General features: G+C 36.0%; 18 protein-coding genes. 17 read left to right on the top strand and 1 reads right to left on the bottom strand.

The genetic code is table 11. The annotated features are described in order from the left end of the window. The first annotated feature begins 43 nt into the window (after nt 1–43). Nucleotides 44–457 (top strand): universal stress protein, encoded by a 414-nt coding sequence (locus BUB32_RS05570; RefSeq protein WP_072968186.1) that lies wholly within the window; start codon nt 44–46, stop codon nt 455–457. Between the two features lie 9 nt (nt 458–466). On the opposite strand, the gene BUB32_RS05565 is transcribed toward BUB32_RS05570, so the two are convergent. Beyond that, nucleotides 467–1,126 carry a BON domain-containing protein gene (locus tag BUB32_RS05565; protein WP_072968183.1) on the bottom strand — a complete coding sequence of 220 codons (660 nt, stop codon included), beginning with the start codon at nt 1,124–1,126 and terminating at the stop codon, nt 467–469. A gap of 141 nt (nt 1,127–1,267) precedes the next feature. Between BUB32_RS05565 and cdaA the strand changes: the two genes are divergently transcribed. The 16 genes from cdaA (at nt 1,268) to glmM (ending at nt 16,885) form a co-directional block, all read left to right on the top strand. Beyond that, on the top strand, nt 1,268–2,101 hold the full coding sequence (cdaA, locus tag BUB32_RS05560; protein ID WP_072968181.1) for a diadenylate cyclase CdaA: 834 nt from the start codon (nt 1,268–1,270) through the stop codon (nt 2,099–2,101). Beyond that, nucleotides 2,091–3,281 carry a CdaR family protein gene (locus tag BUB32_RS05555; protein WP_072968179.1) on the top strand — a complete coding sequence of 397 codons (1,191 nt, stop codon included), beginning with the start codon at nt 2,091–2,093 and terminating at the stop codon, nt 3,279–3,281. The genes cdaA and BUB32_RS05555 overlap by 11 nt, the downstream gene beginning before the upstream one ends. 200 nt (nt 3,282–3,481) lie before the next feature. After that, a complete protein-coding gene (buk, locus tag BUB32_RS05550; RefSeq protein ID WP_200773856.1) occupies nt 3,482–4,546 on the top strand; it encodes a butyrate kinase in 1,065 nt (354 codons plus the stop codon). Between the two features lie 13 nt (nt 4,547–4,559). After that, a complete protein-coding gene (ptb, locus tag BUB32_RS05545; RefSeq protein ID WP_072968175.1) occupies nt 4,560–5,456 on the top strand; it encodes a phosphate butyryltransferase in 897 nt (298 codons plus the stop codon). 37 nt (nt 5,457–5,493) lie between these two features. Continuing rightward, entirely contained in the window at nt 5,494–6,555 is a 1,062-nt protein-coding gene (locus BUB32_RS05540; protein ID WP_072968173.1) for a Glu/Leu/Phe/Val family dehydrogenase, read from the top strand. A 123-nt stretch (nt 6,556–6,678) separates the two neighbouring features. Then, the gene (buk, locus tag BUB32_RS05535) at nt 6,679–7,752 is read left to right on the top strand and encodes a butyrate kinase (RefSeq protein WP_200773855.1); all 1,074 of its coding nucleotides are present in this window, start codon (nt 6,679–6,681) and stop codon (nt 7,750–7,752) included. A gap of 14 nt (nt 7,753–7,766) precedes the next feature. Continuing rightward, entirely contained in the window at nt 7,767–8,441 is a 675-nt protein-coding gene (locus tag BUB32_RS05530) for a P-loop NTPase family protein (protein WP_072968168.1), read from the top strand. A gap of 14 nt (nt 8,442–8,455) precedes the next feature. Continuing rightward, nucleotides 8,456–8,668 (top strand): 4Fe-4S binding protein, encoded by a 213-nt coding sequence (locus BUB32_RS05525; RefSeq protein WP_012995861.1) that lies wholly within the window; start codon nt 8,456–8,458, stop codon nt 8,666–8,668. 15 nt (nt 8,669–8,683) lie between these two features. Continuing rightward, on the top strand, nt 8,684–9,751 hold the full coding sequence (locus BUB32_RS05520) for a 3-methyl-2-oxobutanoate dehydrogenase subunit VorB (protein WP_072968166.1): 1,068 nt from the start codon (nt 8,684–8,686) through the stop codon (nt 9,749–9,751). Beyond that, on the top strand, nt 9,751–10,500 hold the full coding sequence (locus tag BUB32_RS05515) for a thiamine pyrophosphate-dependent enzyme (protein WP_072968165.1): 750 nt from the start codon (nt 9,751–9,753) through the stop codon (nt 10,498–10,500). The genes BUB32_RS05520 and BUB32_RS05515 overlap by 1 nt, the downstream gene beginning before the upstream one ends. A gap of 2 nt (nt 10,501–10,502) precedes the next feature. Next, nucleotides 10,503–11,060, top strand: coding sequence for a 2-oxoacid:acceptor oxidoreductase family protein (locus tag BUB32_RS05510; protein ID WP_072968164.1), 558 nt, complete (start codon nt 10,503–10,505; stop codon nt 11,058–11,060). 388 nt (nt 11,061–11,448) lie between these two features. Then, on the top strand, nt 11,449–12,339 hold the full coding sequence (locus tag BUB32_RS05500) for a bifunctional enoyl-CoA hydratase/phosphate acetyltransferase (RefSeq protein ID WP_072968162.1): 891 nt from the start codon (nt 11,449–11,451) through the stop codon (nt 12,337–12,339). A gap of 30 nt (nt 12,340–12,369) precedes the next feature. Continuing rightward, nucleotides 12,370–14,103, top strand: a complete 1,734-nt coding sequence (gene iorA / locus BUB32_RS05495) for an indolepyruvate ferredoxin oxidoreductase subunit alpha (RefSeq protein WP_072968161.1) — start codon at nt 12,370–12,372, stop codon at nt 14,101–14,103. A 6-nt stretch (nt 14,104–14,109) separates the two neighbouring features. Continuing rightward, on the top strand, nt 14,110–14,685 hold the full coding sequence (locus BUB32_RS05490) for an indolepyruvate oxidoreductase subunit beta (RefSeq protein ID WP_072968160.1): 576 nt from the start codon (nt 14,110–14,112) through the stop codon (nt 14,683–14,685). A gap of 126 nt (nt 14,686–14,811) precedes the next feature. Then, nucleotides 14,812–15,408 carry a lysophospholipid acyltransferase family protein gene (locus BUB32_RS05485; RefSeq protein WP_072968159.1) on the top strand — a complete coding sequence of 199 codons (597 nt, stop codon included), beginning with the start codon at nt 14,812–14,814 and terminating at the stop codon, nt 15,406–15,408. Between the two features lie 133 nt (nt 15,409–15,541). Then, a complete protein-coding gene (gene glmM, locus BUB32_RS05480) occupies nt 15,542–16,885 on the top strand; it encodes a phosphoglucosamine mutase (protein ID WP_072968158.1) in 1,344 nt (447 codons plus the stop codon). Nucleotides 16,886–17,109 lie beyond the last annotated feature (224 nt).

Here is a 17,109-nt window from a genome sequence, read left to right as displayed (position 1 = left end):
AATATTGGAAGGGAAAGTATGCACCTGAAAGGGGTTTATTAAAATGGTTTTAAGTTACGAGCCTGGCGTGAAGAGCAGGATCATGGTATGCGTGACCCCGCAGAAAAGCTGCCGCAGGCTTGTGGAAAGAGGTGCTGAAAGAGCAAAAGAAACTAATGGTGAGTTTTGTGTTGTATACGTTAACAAAAATAACGACATCTCTAATGATTTAAAACAAAACAAAGTGTTACTAGAGCTCTTCGATTTAGCACAAAAAATGGGTGGCAGAGTTTCTATTTTGGTAGGTAAAAAAATCTCAAAAACGCTGGCAGAATTTGCGAAAGAAAACAATATAACCGAGATAATAGTAGGCAAGTCTTTAAGGTCTGCTCTGGATGTTATACTTCATGGAGATGTGATAAATCCATTGAAAAAAGAAGTAGAAAAGAATGACATAAGAATAGAAGTCATAGAATAACATATCTTTCTATGACTTCTCTCTAATCTTTATATGATTTATCACTTTTTTTACCCCATTTACGCTTTGAGCTGCTTCATTGACTAATTCTTTTTCTTTTAAATTATTCACATATCCACTTAATGTTATTGCCCCGTTGTTTGCTGTAATAACTAAATCAGGCAAACTCAAATCATAACGAGACAGCTTTTGTACTACTAAATTTACGAGAGATACATCATCTATTTTATGCTCTTTGTTAAGTTCTAATTTGCTTATTACACTTTTGACACCCATGGCTTGAGCTGCTTGACTTATGCTTTCTATTTCTTGCTGTGCGTTATTAATCTTCCCATATAAAGTTACGGTACCGTCGGTTACATCAACACCTAATTCTCCTATTTCTTCATGAAATTTGGAGTTTTGAAGGTTTCTCAAAACACCCTGCTTTATATCTTTGTCTGTTATTTTGCTGTCTATTGCAATTGTGATATTATTTTCTACTTTTTTTACACCTTCTACGCTTTCTGCTATTTTTTGAGCATAATTTTTTTCGGATAAGTTATCTACTATTCCATACAAAGTTACATAACCATTTATACATCGGACATTTACATCTGCTCCGTAAGACATCCTTTCCTTTTCTAATTTTTCCTTTATATTTTTTTCTATAATTTCATCTTTATTCATTTTCATCCTCCTTATTTTTTGCTAAAATAATTTTTCCACTTTAATTAAAATTTAATTCAGTTTAAATTATTTTTTATTCAAATTTGTTGTATAATTAATATGTACACACAATTTACCACAAAGCCTTGAGAGGTGAACTTTTTGTTTAATGGACTTATAGATATCATAAAAACAATGCGCATTAACGATGTGATAGATATTTTAATAATAGCTTATGTCCTATATCGCTTAATTTTGGTAATACACAAAACACGAGCAGAGCAGTTGCTTAAAGGGCTTGCCGTTTTAATTGTGATTACCAAAGTGAGTGAATGGCTACAACTTAGGACAGTCAATTATATATTGCGAAATGCTATGACGGTAGGGGTTATTGCGCTTTTAATTGTTTTTCAGCCGGAGTTAAGGCGTGGATTAGAATCTTTGGGTAGGAGTGGATTCTTGGGTAAAAATTTCTTCTTTTTTAATGAAGAGGAAAAAGATATGTCAGAGGTGCTGGGAGAGATATGCGATGCGGTGCAATTTTTGTCTCGCTCAAAAATAGGGGCTTTAATTGTTTTAGAAAGGGAGACAGGCCTTAATGAACTTATTGAAACTGGTATAGCCATGGATTCTAAGATTTCCAGCGAGCTTTTAATAAATACCTTTATACCGAATACGCCTTTACACGATGGAGCTGTCATAATTCGTGGAGATAGGATTATGGCGGCGGGTTGTTTTTTGCCTTTAACAGACAACCAAAATCTAAGCAGTGAATTGGGAACACGCCATAGAGCGGGGATAGGTGTTACTGAAATATCTGATGCAGTTGCGATAATCGTTTCTGAAGAGACAGGCACTATTTCTCTTGCACAAAATGGCAGACTTTCAAGACATTTAGATGCAAAAACTTTGAAAGAGGTATTGTCCAGCATCTTTGAAGTAAAAGAAAACAAGAAGCCTGTATGGAAAAAATGGGGGAACAAACATGCTGACTAAAGATTTTACAATAAAACTGCTGTCAGTAGTATTGGCTTTTTTACTGTGGCTTTATGTAATGGGAGAAGAGAATCCAGAGATTCCTTATGAAATAAGCAATGTGCCTGTCAAATTAACCAATAGCGATACATTAGAGAAAAAAGGACTTATTGTTTTAGACGAAAAAAATTATACAGTGAATGTAAAAGTAAGAGGAAGACGAAGTGATGTTTTAAATATAGCAGCTCAGAATATATCAGCTTTTGCAGATCTAAGCAGAGTAAATTCTAACGGGACAAATGTCATTCCTGTTACAGTGGAAGGATTACCTAGAAATGTCTCTTTAGTTTCAATAAATCCGTCAGAAATAAAAGTAGAAATAGATAATATTGCAAAAACGCAAATGCCAGTTACTGTAAAAGTAATTGGCAATGTGATGGATGGCTATGCTATGCAACCTGCTGTCCCCACGCCGGGAGAAGTATTGGTGATTGGGCCAGAAAGTAAAATTAATCTTATAAAAAATGTGATAGCTGGGGTCAATGTTTCTTATAAAAAAGAGGATGTAAAAATCTCTGTTCCAGTGGTTGCTGTTGACAGAGAAGGAAAAGAAGTAAAAGGCGTTACTATTACTCCTAATCTTGTGGAAGTATATATTCCTGTAAATAAATCTATACGTGTGCCTGTAGTTCCTAAAATATTCGGAAAACCAATGGAAGGATATATGATAGCATCTGTAAATGTACTGCCAGAGTATGTGTATATTACTGGTGATGAGACTGTCCTAAATACGATAAAATCTATAAGTACTAAGCAAATCGATATTTCTGGGAAAAATGAACCTGTCACTGAAAATGTACCTTTTGATTTGCCAGATGGTGTGAAACTTGTTAAAAGTGATATTAATGCAAAAGTATATGTGGATATACAAAAAATAGCGACTAAAGAGATTACTATAAGCAATATAGATATAAAAGGAGCAGACAACAAAAATGTTGTAATTCAAAATCCAGATTTAGTCATTACTATATCTGGCCCAGAAAGTGTAGTTAATGGAGCTACAGCTTCCGATTTTAACGCATATATAGATGTAACCAATCTGCCAATGGGTGATCATTCTTTAACTGTAAATATAAATACTAACTTGAATTTGCAAATAATTAGGATTAAACCTGAAAAAGTAACTGTTAATATTCAATAGGCGGGTAATTCCCGCCTGTTAATTTTGCTAAAAATCTATCAATTCCACAAAATATAAAGTCTTTATAAAAAAATTTTAATTTAAGAGAAGGATTTTTGATAAATATGTAGAATTAAAATATTGTAAGGTTAAAAAATTTTTAATAACACTCAAAAATTGTAATAGAACTTCATATTATGTATTAAGAAGGGCAGGTGAACCTGTTGAAAGTTTTAGTTATCAATCCGGGTTCTACTTCTACTAAAGTAGCATTGTATGAAGAGGAAAAAGAAATTGTAAAAACGGAGATTGTCCACGATATTGAAGCGCTTAAAAGATATAAGAGTATCATTGAGCAATTTGACTTAAGGTTAAATGCTATAAATGATTGGATAGAGCGAAACAACATAAACTTGAAAGAAATATCTGCAATTGTGGTAAGAGGAGGACTTATTAAACCAGTTCAAAGTGGTACTTATTTTGTAAACGATATTATGCTTGAGGATTTGAGAAGGGGAGTTGGAGGTGAACATGCTTCAAATCTCGGTGGACTAATTGGAAGAGCTATAGGAGATAAACATAATATTCCTGTTTATACATTAGATCCTGTAGCTGTTGATGAAATGGAAGATGTTGCAAGGATTTCTGGCCTTCCTGAGCTTCCAAGAAAAAGTCAATCTCATGCTTTAAACATAAAAGCGTGTGTTCATCGATATGCAATGGAAAATAGTGTTAAGGAAGAGGAGTTAAATCTTGTTGTAGCTCACATGGGGGGAGGTATTTCTGTAGCAGCAATTAAAGAAGGGAAAATTGTAGATGTAAACAATGCAAATCAAATGGGGCCTTTTTCTCCTGAGAGGACAGGCAGCCTGCCATCGATGAAAGTTGTTGACCTTTGTTATTCAGGTAAATACAGTTTTGATGAGATGAAGAAAAAAATTGTGGGTATGGGTGGGATGATAGCACATCTTGGGACAAATGATGCGAGAGAAGTAGAGAGACGGATACAAAATGGTGATAAAAAAGCTAAATTAGTTTTTGAAGCTATGGCTTATCAAATTGCAAAGGAAATTGGCAGAATGGCGGCAGTATTAAAGGGGGATGTGAAATCAATAATTTTAACTGGTGGACTTGCTTATTCTAAACGATTAATAGAGATAATCATTGATATGACTAGCTTTATTGCACCTATAACTCTTTATCCAGGGGGAGATGAAATGGAAGCTTTAAGAGATGGTGCATTAAGAGTTTTAAGAAACATTGAAAAGCCCAAGATTTATAGCTGATGAGGTGTAAGATATGAGAACATTTGAAGAAATGTATAATTACGTAAAAGACTTGCCTCCCAAAACTATAGCAGTAGCTCAAGCGGCAGATGAAGATGTATTAGAAGCGATTAAAGAAGCTCATGAAAGAGGAATAGTAAAAGCCATATTAGTTGGTGATAAAGAAAAAATAGAAAGGATAGCATCTTCAATATCAATGCCTTTAAAGTATCACGAAATAATAGACACAAAAAGTAACTTAGAAGCTTGTCGCGAAGCTGTAAAGCTTGTAAGCGAGGACAAAGCTGATATATTGATGAAAGGCCTTGTACAGACGGCAGAGATATTAAGGGTTGTTTTAGATAAGGAAATTGGTCTTCGCACTGGAAGAACTTTAAGCCATGTGGCTGTTTTTGAATCTCCTTATAACAGGCTTATCCTTTTGACAGATGCAGCAATGAATATTGCCCCTGACTTGAAAGTGAAAATAGACATAATTTTAAATGCAGTAGACGTTGCGAGGCAAATTGGAATTGATGCTCCAAGGGTTGCAGTTTTAGGAGCTGTTGAAACTGTTAATCCTGATATGCAAGCTACCTTAGATGCAGCAATACTTTCAAAAATGAGTGAAAGAGGTCAAATCAAAGGGGCTATAATAGATGGGCCGCTGGCTCTTGATAATGCTTTATCAGTAGAAGCAGCGCGGCATAAAGGGATAATAAGTCCCGTGGCAGGTAATGCTGATATACTTTTAGTTCCAGATATTGAAGCTGGCAATATGCTGTATAAAGCTATAACATATATAGCAGAAAGAAGGATAGCGGGTATAATAATGGGAGCAAAAAGGCCGATTGTCTTGACTTCAAGGGCAGACTCCAGTGAAGCTAAATTTAATTCTATAATGTTGGCATCTCTTGCTTCTAATGTTTGATTATTAAAGTTGATTATTAAATAGGAGGAGATATTTTATGAAAATATTTGAAATAATGGAAACTAAAGATTATGAAAATGTGATTTTATGCCATGACAAGACTTCAGGTCTTAAGGCGATAATTGCAATTCATGACACGACTTTAGGTCCTGCTTTAGGCGGATGTAGGATGTGGACTTATGACTCAGAAGATGATGCAATAAATGATGCATTAAGGCTTGCGAGAGGAATGACTTACAAAAATGCTGCTGCTGGTTTAAACTTAGGTGGTGGTAAAACAGTTGTAATAGGGAACCCGAGGAAAGATAAATCAGAAGCATTGTTTAGAAGTCTTGGAAGGTATATAGAGTCTCTAAAAGGAAGATATATAACAGCAGAAGATGTTGGAACTAATTTAAAAGATATGGAATATATACGTTATGAGACAAAATACGTTGCAGGCCTTGCAGAAACTAGTGGTGACCCATCACCTTTTACAGCTTATGGCGTATTTAGAGGAATACAAGCAGCAAGCGAAGAAGTTTTTGGTACCTCAGATCTTAAAGGCATGAGAATTGCAATACAAGGAGTAGGAAATGTAGGATACAGCCTAGCAAATTATCTATATGAAGCAGGGGCAAAGTTAATTATAACAGATATATTTGAGGACAATGTAAAAAGAGCAGTGGAAGAATTCAAAGCTGAATATGTAAAGCCAGATGAGATATACGGGGTAGAATGTGATATATTTGCACCTTGTGCCTTAGGAGCGATAATAAACGATGAAACAATTCCACAACTTAAATGTAAAATAGTAGCAGGTTCAGCTAATAACCAGCTAAAAGAAGAGAGGCATGGAGATATATTGCAAGAGAAAGGCATACTATATGTGCCTGATTACATTATAAATGCTGGTGGGGTTATAAATGTAGCTGATGAGCTCAATCCTTCTGGCTATAACAGAGATAGGGCTATGAGAAAGGTTTCAATGATATTTGACACAGTGAAAAAGGTGATACAGAAGTCCAAGGAAGAGAATATTCCAACATATGTTGCAGCTGATAGAGTTGCGGAAGAGAGGATAAAAACTATTGCTGCCGTAAAAGACAATTATATTTAAATGGGGGCAGGATTTTCCTGCTCTTTCCTTAAAATTTGGAAATAACATTAATAAATTTTTGAAAAAATTTTAATGTAAAAACAAAATGTAATATAATATAAATTGAGGAAGTAGACGGAGGGGATTGTTTTGTTTTTGATTCTTGTAATAAATCCCGGGTCTACATCTACAAAAGTTGCCGTGTTTAGAGACAAAGAGCCTGTTTTTACTGAGACTTTAAGGCACAATACGGAAGAGCTTAGTAAGTATAAAAGTATTATTGACCAGTTTGAATTTAGGACTCAAGCGATTTTAAATATGTTAAAAGAAAAAGGCATTTCTCTTTCAGAAATTGATGCAATAGTAGGGAGAGGCGGACTTTTAAAGCCAATAGAAAGTGGTACTTATATTGTAAATGAAAAAATGATAGAGGATTTAAAGAAGGCTGAAAGAGGAGAACATGCTTCCAATTTAGGGGGTATAATTGCTTATACTTTAGCTAAAGAACACAATATTGAAGCTTATATAGTAGACCCTGTAGTAGTAGATGAATTAGAGAATATAGCAAGAATAACAGGAATGCCTGAGATTGAAAAATCTAGTATATTCCATGCTTTAAATCAAAAAGCAATTGCTCGCCGTTTAGCTGCTGATTTAAATAAAAAATATGAAGAAGCGAATTTAATTATTGTTCATTTAGGTGGCGGTATATCTATTGGGGCTCATAAACACGGCAGGGTAGTAGATGTAAATGATGCTTTAAATGGGGAAGGGCCTTTTTCTCCAGAAAGAGCGGGAGGACTTCCTGTACTTGACTTAGTAAAGTTATGTTATAGTGGTAAATACGCCTATCAGGAGATGAAAAAGAAGTTAATAGGACAAGGGGGAATAGTAGCACATTTAGGCACTAACGATGTAAGAGAAGTTTATAAAAAAATTGAAGAAGGAGATAAAAAAGCAGAATTGATATTAGATGCTATGGCATATCAAACTGCAAAAGAAATAGGGGCTATGGCAGTGGTTTTAAAAGGCCATGTAGATGCAATAGGAATTACAGGTGGAATAGCGTATAACGAGGATTTTGTAAAAAGGATAAGTGAAAGAGTAAAATTTATAGCTCCTGTTTATGTATATCCAGGTGAGGATGAGATGTTAGCTTTGGCGCAGGGGGCATATCGGGTGCTTAGCGGTGAAGAAAAAGCTAAAATGTATAGTTAAAGGGATGATAAATAATGGATTTTAAAAGATTGACAATTGTAGTAGGGCATTACGGTACAGGTAAGACGGAGATTGCGATAAATTATGCTAGGTTTATAAGAGAATCAGGAAAAGAGGTAGAAATAGTCGATTTAGATATTGTGAATCCATATTTTAGGTCGAGAGAAGTAAGAAAAGAACTTTTTGATAAGTGGAGAATACGAGTAACAGGAGTAGAAGAGAAATATATGAATGCAGATGTACCTGCTATTTCTCGTAACATTTACGGGGCCTTATACAGCAAAGAAAAGTATGCGGTTTTTGACGTAGGAGGAGATGATGTAGGAGCTATTCCCTTAGGCCAATATCATCACATAATAAAAGACCAGGAGGCAGAAGTGTTATTTGTAATTAATGTAAATAGGCCCCTTACAAAAGATGTAAAATCAGTAATTGATTATCTTAAATCGATTGAAGAAGCAGCTAAAATTAAAGTGACTCATTTGGTAAACAATACCCATTTGTCTTATGAAACAACAGTAGAGGATATTTTAAAAGGTCAAAAAGTGGTGGAGGAAGTTTCGAAAATTACAGGAATACCCATTAAGATGGTTACTTTGAAAAGAGAATTACTCAACCAAGTTCCTGACTTAGGATATCCAATATTTCCAATTGACCTTTATATGAAAACTCCATGGGATAAAATATGAGAGGAGGAATTTATGTGGCAAAAGTTATTTTTAATGAAGATTTATGTAAAGGTTGCGAGTTGTGTGTCAATGCCTGTCCTAAAAAGATTATTGAAATGGATTTAAGTAAAATAAATGTGAAAGGATATCATCCTGCTACTGTTAAGCCTGAGAATATGGACAAATGTATAGGTTGTGCATTTTGCGCTATGATGTGTCCTGATACAGTTATAACAGTTATAAAATAAATGGAGGGGAGTAAGATGGCTAAGGTATTAATGAAAGGTAATGAGGCGTTAGCGGAAGCAGCTATTCAAGCTGGGTGTAGACATTATTTTGGTTATCCTATAACACCTCAAAATGAGGTTACAGCTTACATGGCAAAGAGAATGCCAGAGGTAGGTGGCGTATTTTTACAAGCAGAGAGTGAGGTTTCTGCTATAAATATGGTATATGGAGCAGGTGGAGCAGGAGCTCGTGTTATGACTTCCACCAGCAGCCCTGGTTTGAGTCTTATGCAAGAAGGTATATCATATCTTGCAGGTGCTCAAGTACCTTGTGTAATTGTGAATATAATGAGGGGTGGCCCAGGATTAGGAGATATTCAAGGAGCTCAAGGAGATTACTTTCAATCTACAAAAGGAGGGGGCCATGGAGATTATAGATTGATTGTCCTTGCTCCTTCTACAATCCAAGAAATGGCAGATTTAGTTCAAGAAGCTTTTGATATTGCAGATGAATATAGGAACCCGGTTGTTATATTGGGAGATGGGATGTTAGGGCAGATGATGGAACCTGTAGATTTTGAAAATATTCAAAAAAGAAAGAGAGATATTCCAGAAAAAACATGGGCTACTACAGGCAGAGGAAATAGAGAGCATAGAAATATAATAAACTCTTTATATATCGATCCACCTGTATTAGAGAAATATAATTATCAATTGTTTGAAAAATATGCAAAGGCCGAAAAGAATGAAGTTAGATATGAAATGATAAATTGCGAAGATGCGGATGTTATTTTAGTTGCTTATGGTACTATTGCCCGCGTAGCAAAGAATGTGATGAATATTGCAAGAAGAGAAGGGTATAAGGTAGGGTTAATAAGACCTATTTCTTTGTGGCCTTTTCCGAAAGAGCCTTTTGAACAGACAATTGATACGGCAAAAGCTTATTTGACTGTAGAAATGAGCATGGGGCAAATGGTAGAAGATGTAAAACTTGCAGTACAATTCAAAAAGCCGGTTTATTTCTATGGAAGGCCGGGTGGTATGATACCAGAACCAGCTGTGATGCTAGAACAAATTAAGAAAATAGCAGGAGGTGTTAAATAATGGCTGTTGTATTTCAAAAAACAAAGGGATTAACAGATACGCCTTTCCATTATTGTCCCGGTTGTACCCACGGTATAATCCATAGGCTGGTAGCTGAAGTTATGGAAGAATTAGATGTTTTAGATAAAGCAATAGGAGTTGCTCCTGTAGGATGTGCTGTATTTGCATATGAGTATTTTAATTGCGATATGCAAGAGGCTGCTCATGGAAGGGCTCCAGCAGTTGCTACAGGTATAAAGAGAGTTCATCCTGATAAAATTGTGTTTACTTATCAAGGAGATGGAGACTTAGCAGCTATTGGAACGGCAGAGATTGTTCATGCGGCGGCAAGGGGAGAAAATATAACAGTTATTTTTGTCAACAATGCTAACTATGGAATGACAGGAGGACAAATGGCTCCAACAACTCTAATCGGGCAAGAAACTTTGACAACCCCTTATGGAAGAAAACCAGAGATAAATGGTTATCCTATTAAAATGAGCGAAATGCTCTCAACCTTGGAGGGAGCAGCTTATATTGAGAGGGTTGCTGTTTATGATGTAAAACATGTAATGCAGGCTAAAAAAGCTATAAAAAACGCATTTTTGGCTCAAATACAAAAGAAAGGATTTGCAATGGTGGAAGTTCTATCTAGTTGTCCTACTAACTGGGGTATGACACCAATAGAGGCATTAAATTGGATAAAAGATCATATGGAACCTTATTACCCTTTGGGTGTGTATAAAAACACCTTGGAGGAGGTTAAGTAATTATGGAAGAAAGAATAATCTTTGCAGGCTTTGGTGGTCAAGGAGTTTTGTCAATGGGGCTTATAATTACCTATGCAGGAATGTTTGAGGGAAAAAATGTATCTTGGACTCCTTCTTATGGTCCTGAAATGAGAGGAGGAACAGCCTATTGCAATGTTACTGTATCAGATGAAGAGGTAGGCTCTCCGGTTATTACAGAGGCTACTTCTGTAATTGTAATGAATAGGCCTTCTTTAGACAAATACGAATCTTATGTAATACCAGGTGGTAAATTATTCATAAATACTTCATTAGTAGACAGAAAAGCAGAGAGAAAAGACATAGAAGTGTATGAAATACCTGCCAACGATATTGCCAGTAAGTTAGGCAATTTAAAAATTGCTAACATGGTGATGTTAGGAGCTTTCATAGAAGCCACTAAAGTTGTAAAATTGGAAACAGTACTAAAAGCTCTGCCTGAGGTCTTTGGCAAAGGTAAAGAACATTTGATACCTATAAATGAAAAAGCCTTAAATAAGGGAGTAGAATTGGTAAAAAGTCTCATTACAACTAAAAAATAACCTCTTCGGAGGTTATTTCAGATTGTAAACAAACTTTCGAAAATAGGATATTTTGCAATCGGTGCGACTTGTGACAAAGCGGCCCGGCACTCAAGTAAGGAAGTTTATAAAGCAAAAATAGAAATAACAAGCATACTTACTTGAGTGCCGGGAAACTTAGCAAGACCGAGGGTGGAGGCAGGGCCGAAGCCACGGATGGCGGAGGCGGGCACTAAGACAAGGACGTCTAATGTGCCCGGTACCCTGCCGGAGCCTGAAGGAGAAGCTTATGTTTTGTCGCTTTGGAACATCGGAGTGACGATGCAAAATATCCTATTTAAAAATTTTTGACTTTGCCAACAAACTGAAGTAACTCTTCGGAGGCTATTTTTCTACAGGAGGTGCTAATTTGAAAAATTTAAGTGAGATTGTAAGAAAAGCAAAAGGACTTAATAAAAGATTTACTGTAGCGGGAGCAGAAGACAGTGAAGTGCTTTTAGCTTGTGAAGCCGCGAAAAAAGAAGGAATAGGGCAGCCTGTATTAGTTGGTTCAAAAGAAAAGATAGAGGCATTAGCTAAAGAAACGAATATTAATATTGACGACTATGAAATAATTAACGAAGTGGAGGAAACAGAGAAATGTAAAAGGGCAGTTTTAGAAGTTAAAGAGGGTAGAGCATCTTTTGTGATGAAAGGTCTTGTTCCTACTGCTACTCTTTTAAAGGCCGTTCTTGACAGCGAATACGGCATTAGAGGAGAAGGGCTCCTCAGTCATGTAATGGTTTATGAAATTCCCAACTATCACAAGTTATTGCTTTTGACTGATGGAGGAATGAATATAAGTCCCACTTTAGAAGAGAAAGTGCAAATTTTAAAAAATGCTATTAAAGTGGCAAAAGCTATAGAAATAGAAAATCCTAAAGTAGCCTGTTTGTCGGCGGTAGAAGCAGTAAACCCTAAAATGCCTTCCACTGTTGAAGCTGCTAAATTAAAGGAAATGAACCAAAGAGGTGAGATTGAAGGAATAGTAGATGGGCCTTTAGCATTTGACCTTGCCATAAGCAAAGAGGCAGCAATTCACAAAGGAGTAAAAAGTGAGGTTGCAGGAGATGCAGATATATTATTAGTACCTTTTATAGAAGTTGGAAATGCTTTAGGTAAAAGTTTTACTTACTTTGCGAAGGCAAGAAGTGCAGGAATTGTGGTAGGAGCAAAAGCGCCAATTGTCTTAGTATCAAGAGCTGATTCCCACGAAGACAAGTTTAATTCTATAGCTTTTGCCTGTGTAGTATCTTTTTGATAAAGATAAATTAAATGGGGGGAAAGTTGAATGAAAAAAATAATGATGGGAGATGAAGCAGTAGCCCGTGGTGCTTATGAGTATGGCATCACTTTTGCTGCTGCATACCCTGGTACACCAAGCACAGAGATATTAGAGAATATAGCTAAGTACAAAGAAATATATTCGGAATGGGCTCCAAATGAAAAAGTTGCTGTTGAAGCAGCAATTGGTGCTTCTATCGCTGGAGCTAGAAGCCTTGCGGCAATGAAACATGTTGGCCTTAATGTGGCAGCGGACCCACTTTTTACTTTTGCTTATACGGGTGTTAATGGTGGATGTGTAATTGTTACGGCGGATGACCCCGGAATGCATTCCTCTCAAAATGAACAAGACAATAGGTATTATGCAAAATTTGCTAAAATACCCATGTTAGAACCTTCAGATAGCCAAGAATGTAAAGACTTTGTAGGATACGCATTGGATATCAGCGAAAAGTATGATACTCCTGTTTTGTTAAGGCTTACAACAAGGGTAAGTCATGGCAAAGGAGTAGTAGAATTAGGTGAAAGACAAAATGGAGAGATGAAACCCTATAAAAAAGATATTCCTAAATATGTAATGGTGCCTGCTAATGCACAAAAAAGGCATGTAGTTGTAGAGGAAAGGTTAAAGGCTTTAAGACAATTATCAGAAGAAATTTACATTAATAGAATAGAATGGAATAATAGAGAAATTGGCATAATTACCAGTGGCATAAGCTATCTTTATGCAAAAGAAGTTTTTGGGGATGAAGTTTCAATTTTAAAATTAGGAATGACATATCCTTTACCTTCAGAACTCATAAAAAAATTCGCAGAAGGAGTTAAAAAACTGTACGTTGTAGAGGAACTGGAACCTTACATCGAAGAACATGTAAAAAGCTTAGGAATAAAGGTGATAGGCAAAGAGATATTGCCAATAGTTGGGGAATTAAATCCCGGTATAATAAGAAAAGCAATAAAAGGCCACGAATTAGAGCATATATCAGTTGATACAAAAGTGCCAGGTAGACCTCCTATGCTTTGTGCAGGATGTCCTCATAGGGGGGTTTTCTACGTATTGAAGAAAAAGAAAGTTCCGGTTTTAGGTGACATTGGATGTTATACTTTAGGGGCAGCTCCTCCACTGGAAGCTATGGATACCTGTGTTTGCATGGGAGCAAGTATTTCTGGATCTCATGGATTCCAAAAGGCCAATGAACACAATGGAAGGAAACAAAAGATTTTTAGTGTAATAGGTGACTCAACTTTCTTCCATTCAGGAATAACGGGTTTAATTGATATAGTCTACAATAAAGGAAATGCTGTGCCAATAATTCTTGACAACCGTATAACAGCTATGACGGGGCATCAGCACAATCCTGGAACTGGGAAAACTTTGATGGGAGAAGAGTCTCCAGAAATAGATATAGCGAAATTAAGTGAAGCAATAGGAGTAAAAAGAGTAAGAATAGTTGATCCTTTTAACTTAAAAGAAGTTGAAAATGCTGTTGATGAAGCTATGAATACTGACGATACAATGGTAATTGTAGCAAAGGGACCTTGTGCTTTGATTCCTCCGAGACCTCAGGGAGAGTGTAGAATAGACCAAGATAAATGCAAAAAATGTGGTTTGTGTCTAAGGATAGGTTGTCCTGCTATAAGCAAAAAAGATGGAATATTTAGCATAGACCCTGACCAGTGTACCGGATGTACAGTTTGTATGCAGGTATGTCCTTTCGATGCTATAGAAAAGGTGAGGTGAAATAAAGTGCAAGAAGTAAAGAGTATATTAATGGTAGGGGTAGGAGGGCAAGGCACTATTCTAGCCAGTAATGTTTTGGCGGAAGGACTATTAAAAAGTGGTTATGATGTAAAAATGTCAGAAGTCCACGGCATGTCTCAAAGAGGAGGAAGTGTCAATACTCAAATAAGGTTTGGAGAAAAAGTTTATTCTCCAGTCATTGAAGTTGGGGCTGCTGATGTTATCGTAGCCTTTGAAAAAATGGAAGCCGTGCGATGGCTAAATTACCTTAAAAAAGATGGTGTTGTCATTCTAAATACAGTAGAAATACCTCCACTTTCTGTGCTCATAGGCAAAGAAGAATATCCAAAAAACTTGATTGAGGAAATATCAAAAAGCGTAAAGACAATTGCAGTAGATGCAGATAAGATAGCAGAAGGCCTTGGGAATGTAAAAACGCAAAATATAGTTCTTTTGGGAGTACTTGTTAAATATTTAGGACTACAAGACATTGATTGGGAAGAGGTAATAAAAAATAACGTGCCACAAAAATTTGTTGAATTAAATATAAATGCATTTAAAAAAGGACTTGAGATAAACTGAGGAGGGGTAAATGGCTCCCTCCCTTTTTTATTAAAATTATAAAAAAGGATTGTCAAATATTATGACGAATATATTTTATAGCACTGACTTTATAAAGTTGCCATAAAAGGAAGGGAGGTATTATTTTTGCTATATAGAATTTTACGCTTTATTGCAATATCGATTCTTAAGATATTTTATTCCCTTGAAGTGAAATATGAAAAACACTTGCCTGAGGGAGCTTGTATTTTTGTTGCAAACCATCAAAGTTTGCTAGATCCAGTTGTGGTAGCCTGTTCTGTAAAAAGACCCGTTATATTTTTAGCAAGTTCTGAACTTTATAAAAACCGCTTTTTAAAATATTTCCTAAAAATTGACAAAGCAATTCCTATAAAGAAAAATTCTCCTGATATAAATGCCATAAAACAGGCGTTATTTAGACTAAAGGAAGGAAATTCTATAGGATTATTTCCAGAAGGAGGAATATCACCAACTGGCAAAGTAGAAAAAATGTATGAAGGAGCTATGTATCTAGCATATAAATCGGAAAGGCCCATTGTACCAGTGGCTATAAAAGGCACAAGAGAAATACTACCTTTTGGCAAATATTTTCCCAAATTTAAGGGAAAAATTGAAGTAAAAATAGGGGAACCAATTTACCCAAATCTGAATATTGATATAAAGATGGAAATCGTTGAATTGAGAGACAAAGTTATGAAAAATATATTAGCAATGTTGGAATAATAGGCGAGGAAAAATGTCAACTAAATGAGTCCCCTACAAAATCTTGACGCGGACTGTGAAAATAGTGTAAATTGAAATATAGTTTTCACTGTGATAAAATATTATCGTATGATTTATTGAGAGGAGATAGAAAATGGCAAGGTTGTTTGGTACAGATGGTGTTAGAGGTATAGCCAATTATGACTTGACTCCACAACTTGCTTTTGAATTGGGAAGAGCAGGGGCCTATGTGTTGACCCACGGAACTCATAGGCCTAAGGTTGTGGTTGGTAAAGACAGTCGTATATCTGGTGACATGTTGGAATGTGCCTTAACTGCAGGCCTTACCTCTGTAGGGGCAGAGGTTATAAGCGTCGGAATAATTCCTACTCCTGCAGTAGCTTACCTTACGAGATTGTACCAAGCAGATGCTGGAATTATGATATCAGCATCTCACAATCCCGTAGAGTACAATGGGATAAAATTTTTTGATAAAGATGGATATAAATTGCCAGATGAAGTAGAAGATAGAATAGAAAATATAATGAAAGAAAAAATTGAGTTGCCTTCTCCTATTGGTACGGGAGTAGGTACCAGGAAAGAATACACAAATTCTCATAGAGACTACATAGAATTCTTAAAATCTACAATTGATGGGAATTTAAAAGGAATAAAAATTGTAATTGATTGTGCTTATGGAGCTAGCAGCACAGTGGCGCCAATTTTGTTTAAGGAATTGGGTGCAGAGGTTATATTGTATGGAGCAGAGCCTCTAGGCGAAAAAATAAATGTCAATTGCGGGTCTACGCATCCCGAGAAGTTGCAAGAACTTGTCGTAAAAAACGGTGCAGATATAGGTTTAGCCTTTGACGGCGATGCTGACAGGCTTATTGCAGTTGATGAAAAAGGCAATATTGTTGATGGAGACCATATAATGGCAATATGTGCTATAGACTTAAAGAAAAAAGGTGGGTTAAAAAATAACACAGTTGTGGCAACAGTTATGAGCAATATAGGTTTTGAGATTGCACTTAAAGAGCAAGGGATTAATCTCATAAGGACAAAAGTAGGGGATAGATATGTTTTGGAAGAAATGATAAAAGGTGGATATTCTATTGGTGGCGAACAATCGGGCCATATTATTTTCCTTGATGACAATACTACTGGAGATGGAGAAATTACTGCTTTAAAACTTTGTTCTATTTTAAAAGAGAGTGGTAAAAAATTGTCAGAATTAGCTGCCTGTATGGTTACTTACCCACAAGTCCTTATAAACGCAAAAGTAAAAAATGAGTTAAAAAATGCCTATTTAGAGGATGAAGAAATTAAGAGGGAAATTGAAAATTTAGAAAGAGAAATGAGAGGAGAAGGACGAGTACTTATAAGACCCTCGGGTACTGAGCCTCTTGTGAGAGTTATGGTAGAAGGAAAAGATTATGATAAAATTAGTCAAATGGCAAAAGAACTTGCTGAATTAATAGAAAGAAAATTAAATTAAATAAAAGTGCGAAAGGTATTATTTGAAAGGGGGGATGCCTATTGAAGAAGAGTAAAAGAAGGTAAGTGATTAAAGATTAAAAAGCGCCTGGGCTTAAAGTGTATACTTTAAGCTGACGAGGACAGGGTTTATCGAGCTATCGGCGGGTGCCCTGCGGTTTTCTGCGACCGATAAAGGACTGGTAAAACCACAGGCGACTGTGGCATAGAGCAGTCTGGGCAGGG

Source organism: Thermoanaerobacter uzonensis DSM 18761 (assembly GCF_900129115.1).
Taxonomy (GTDB): Bacteria; Bacillota; Thermoanaerobacteria; order Thermoanaerobacterales; family Thermoanaerobacteraceae; genus Thermoanaerobacter; species Thermoanaerobacter uzonensis.
The sequence above is the reverse complement of the archived record's forward strand: the minus strand, read 5'-3'. Positions and strand labels throughout refer to the sequence as shown.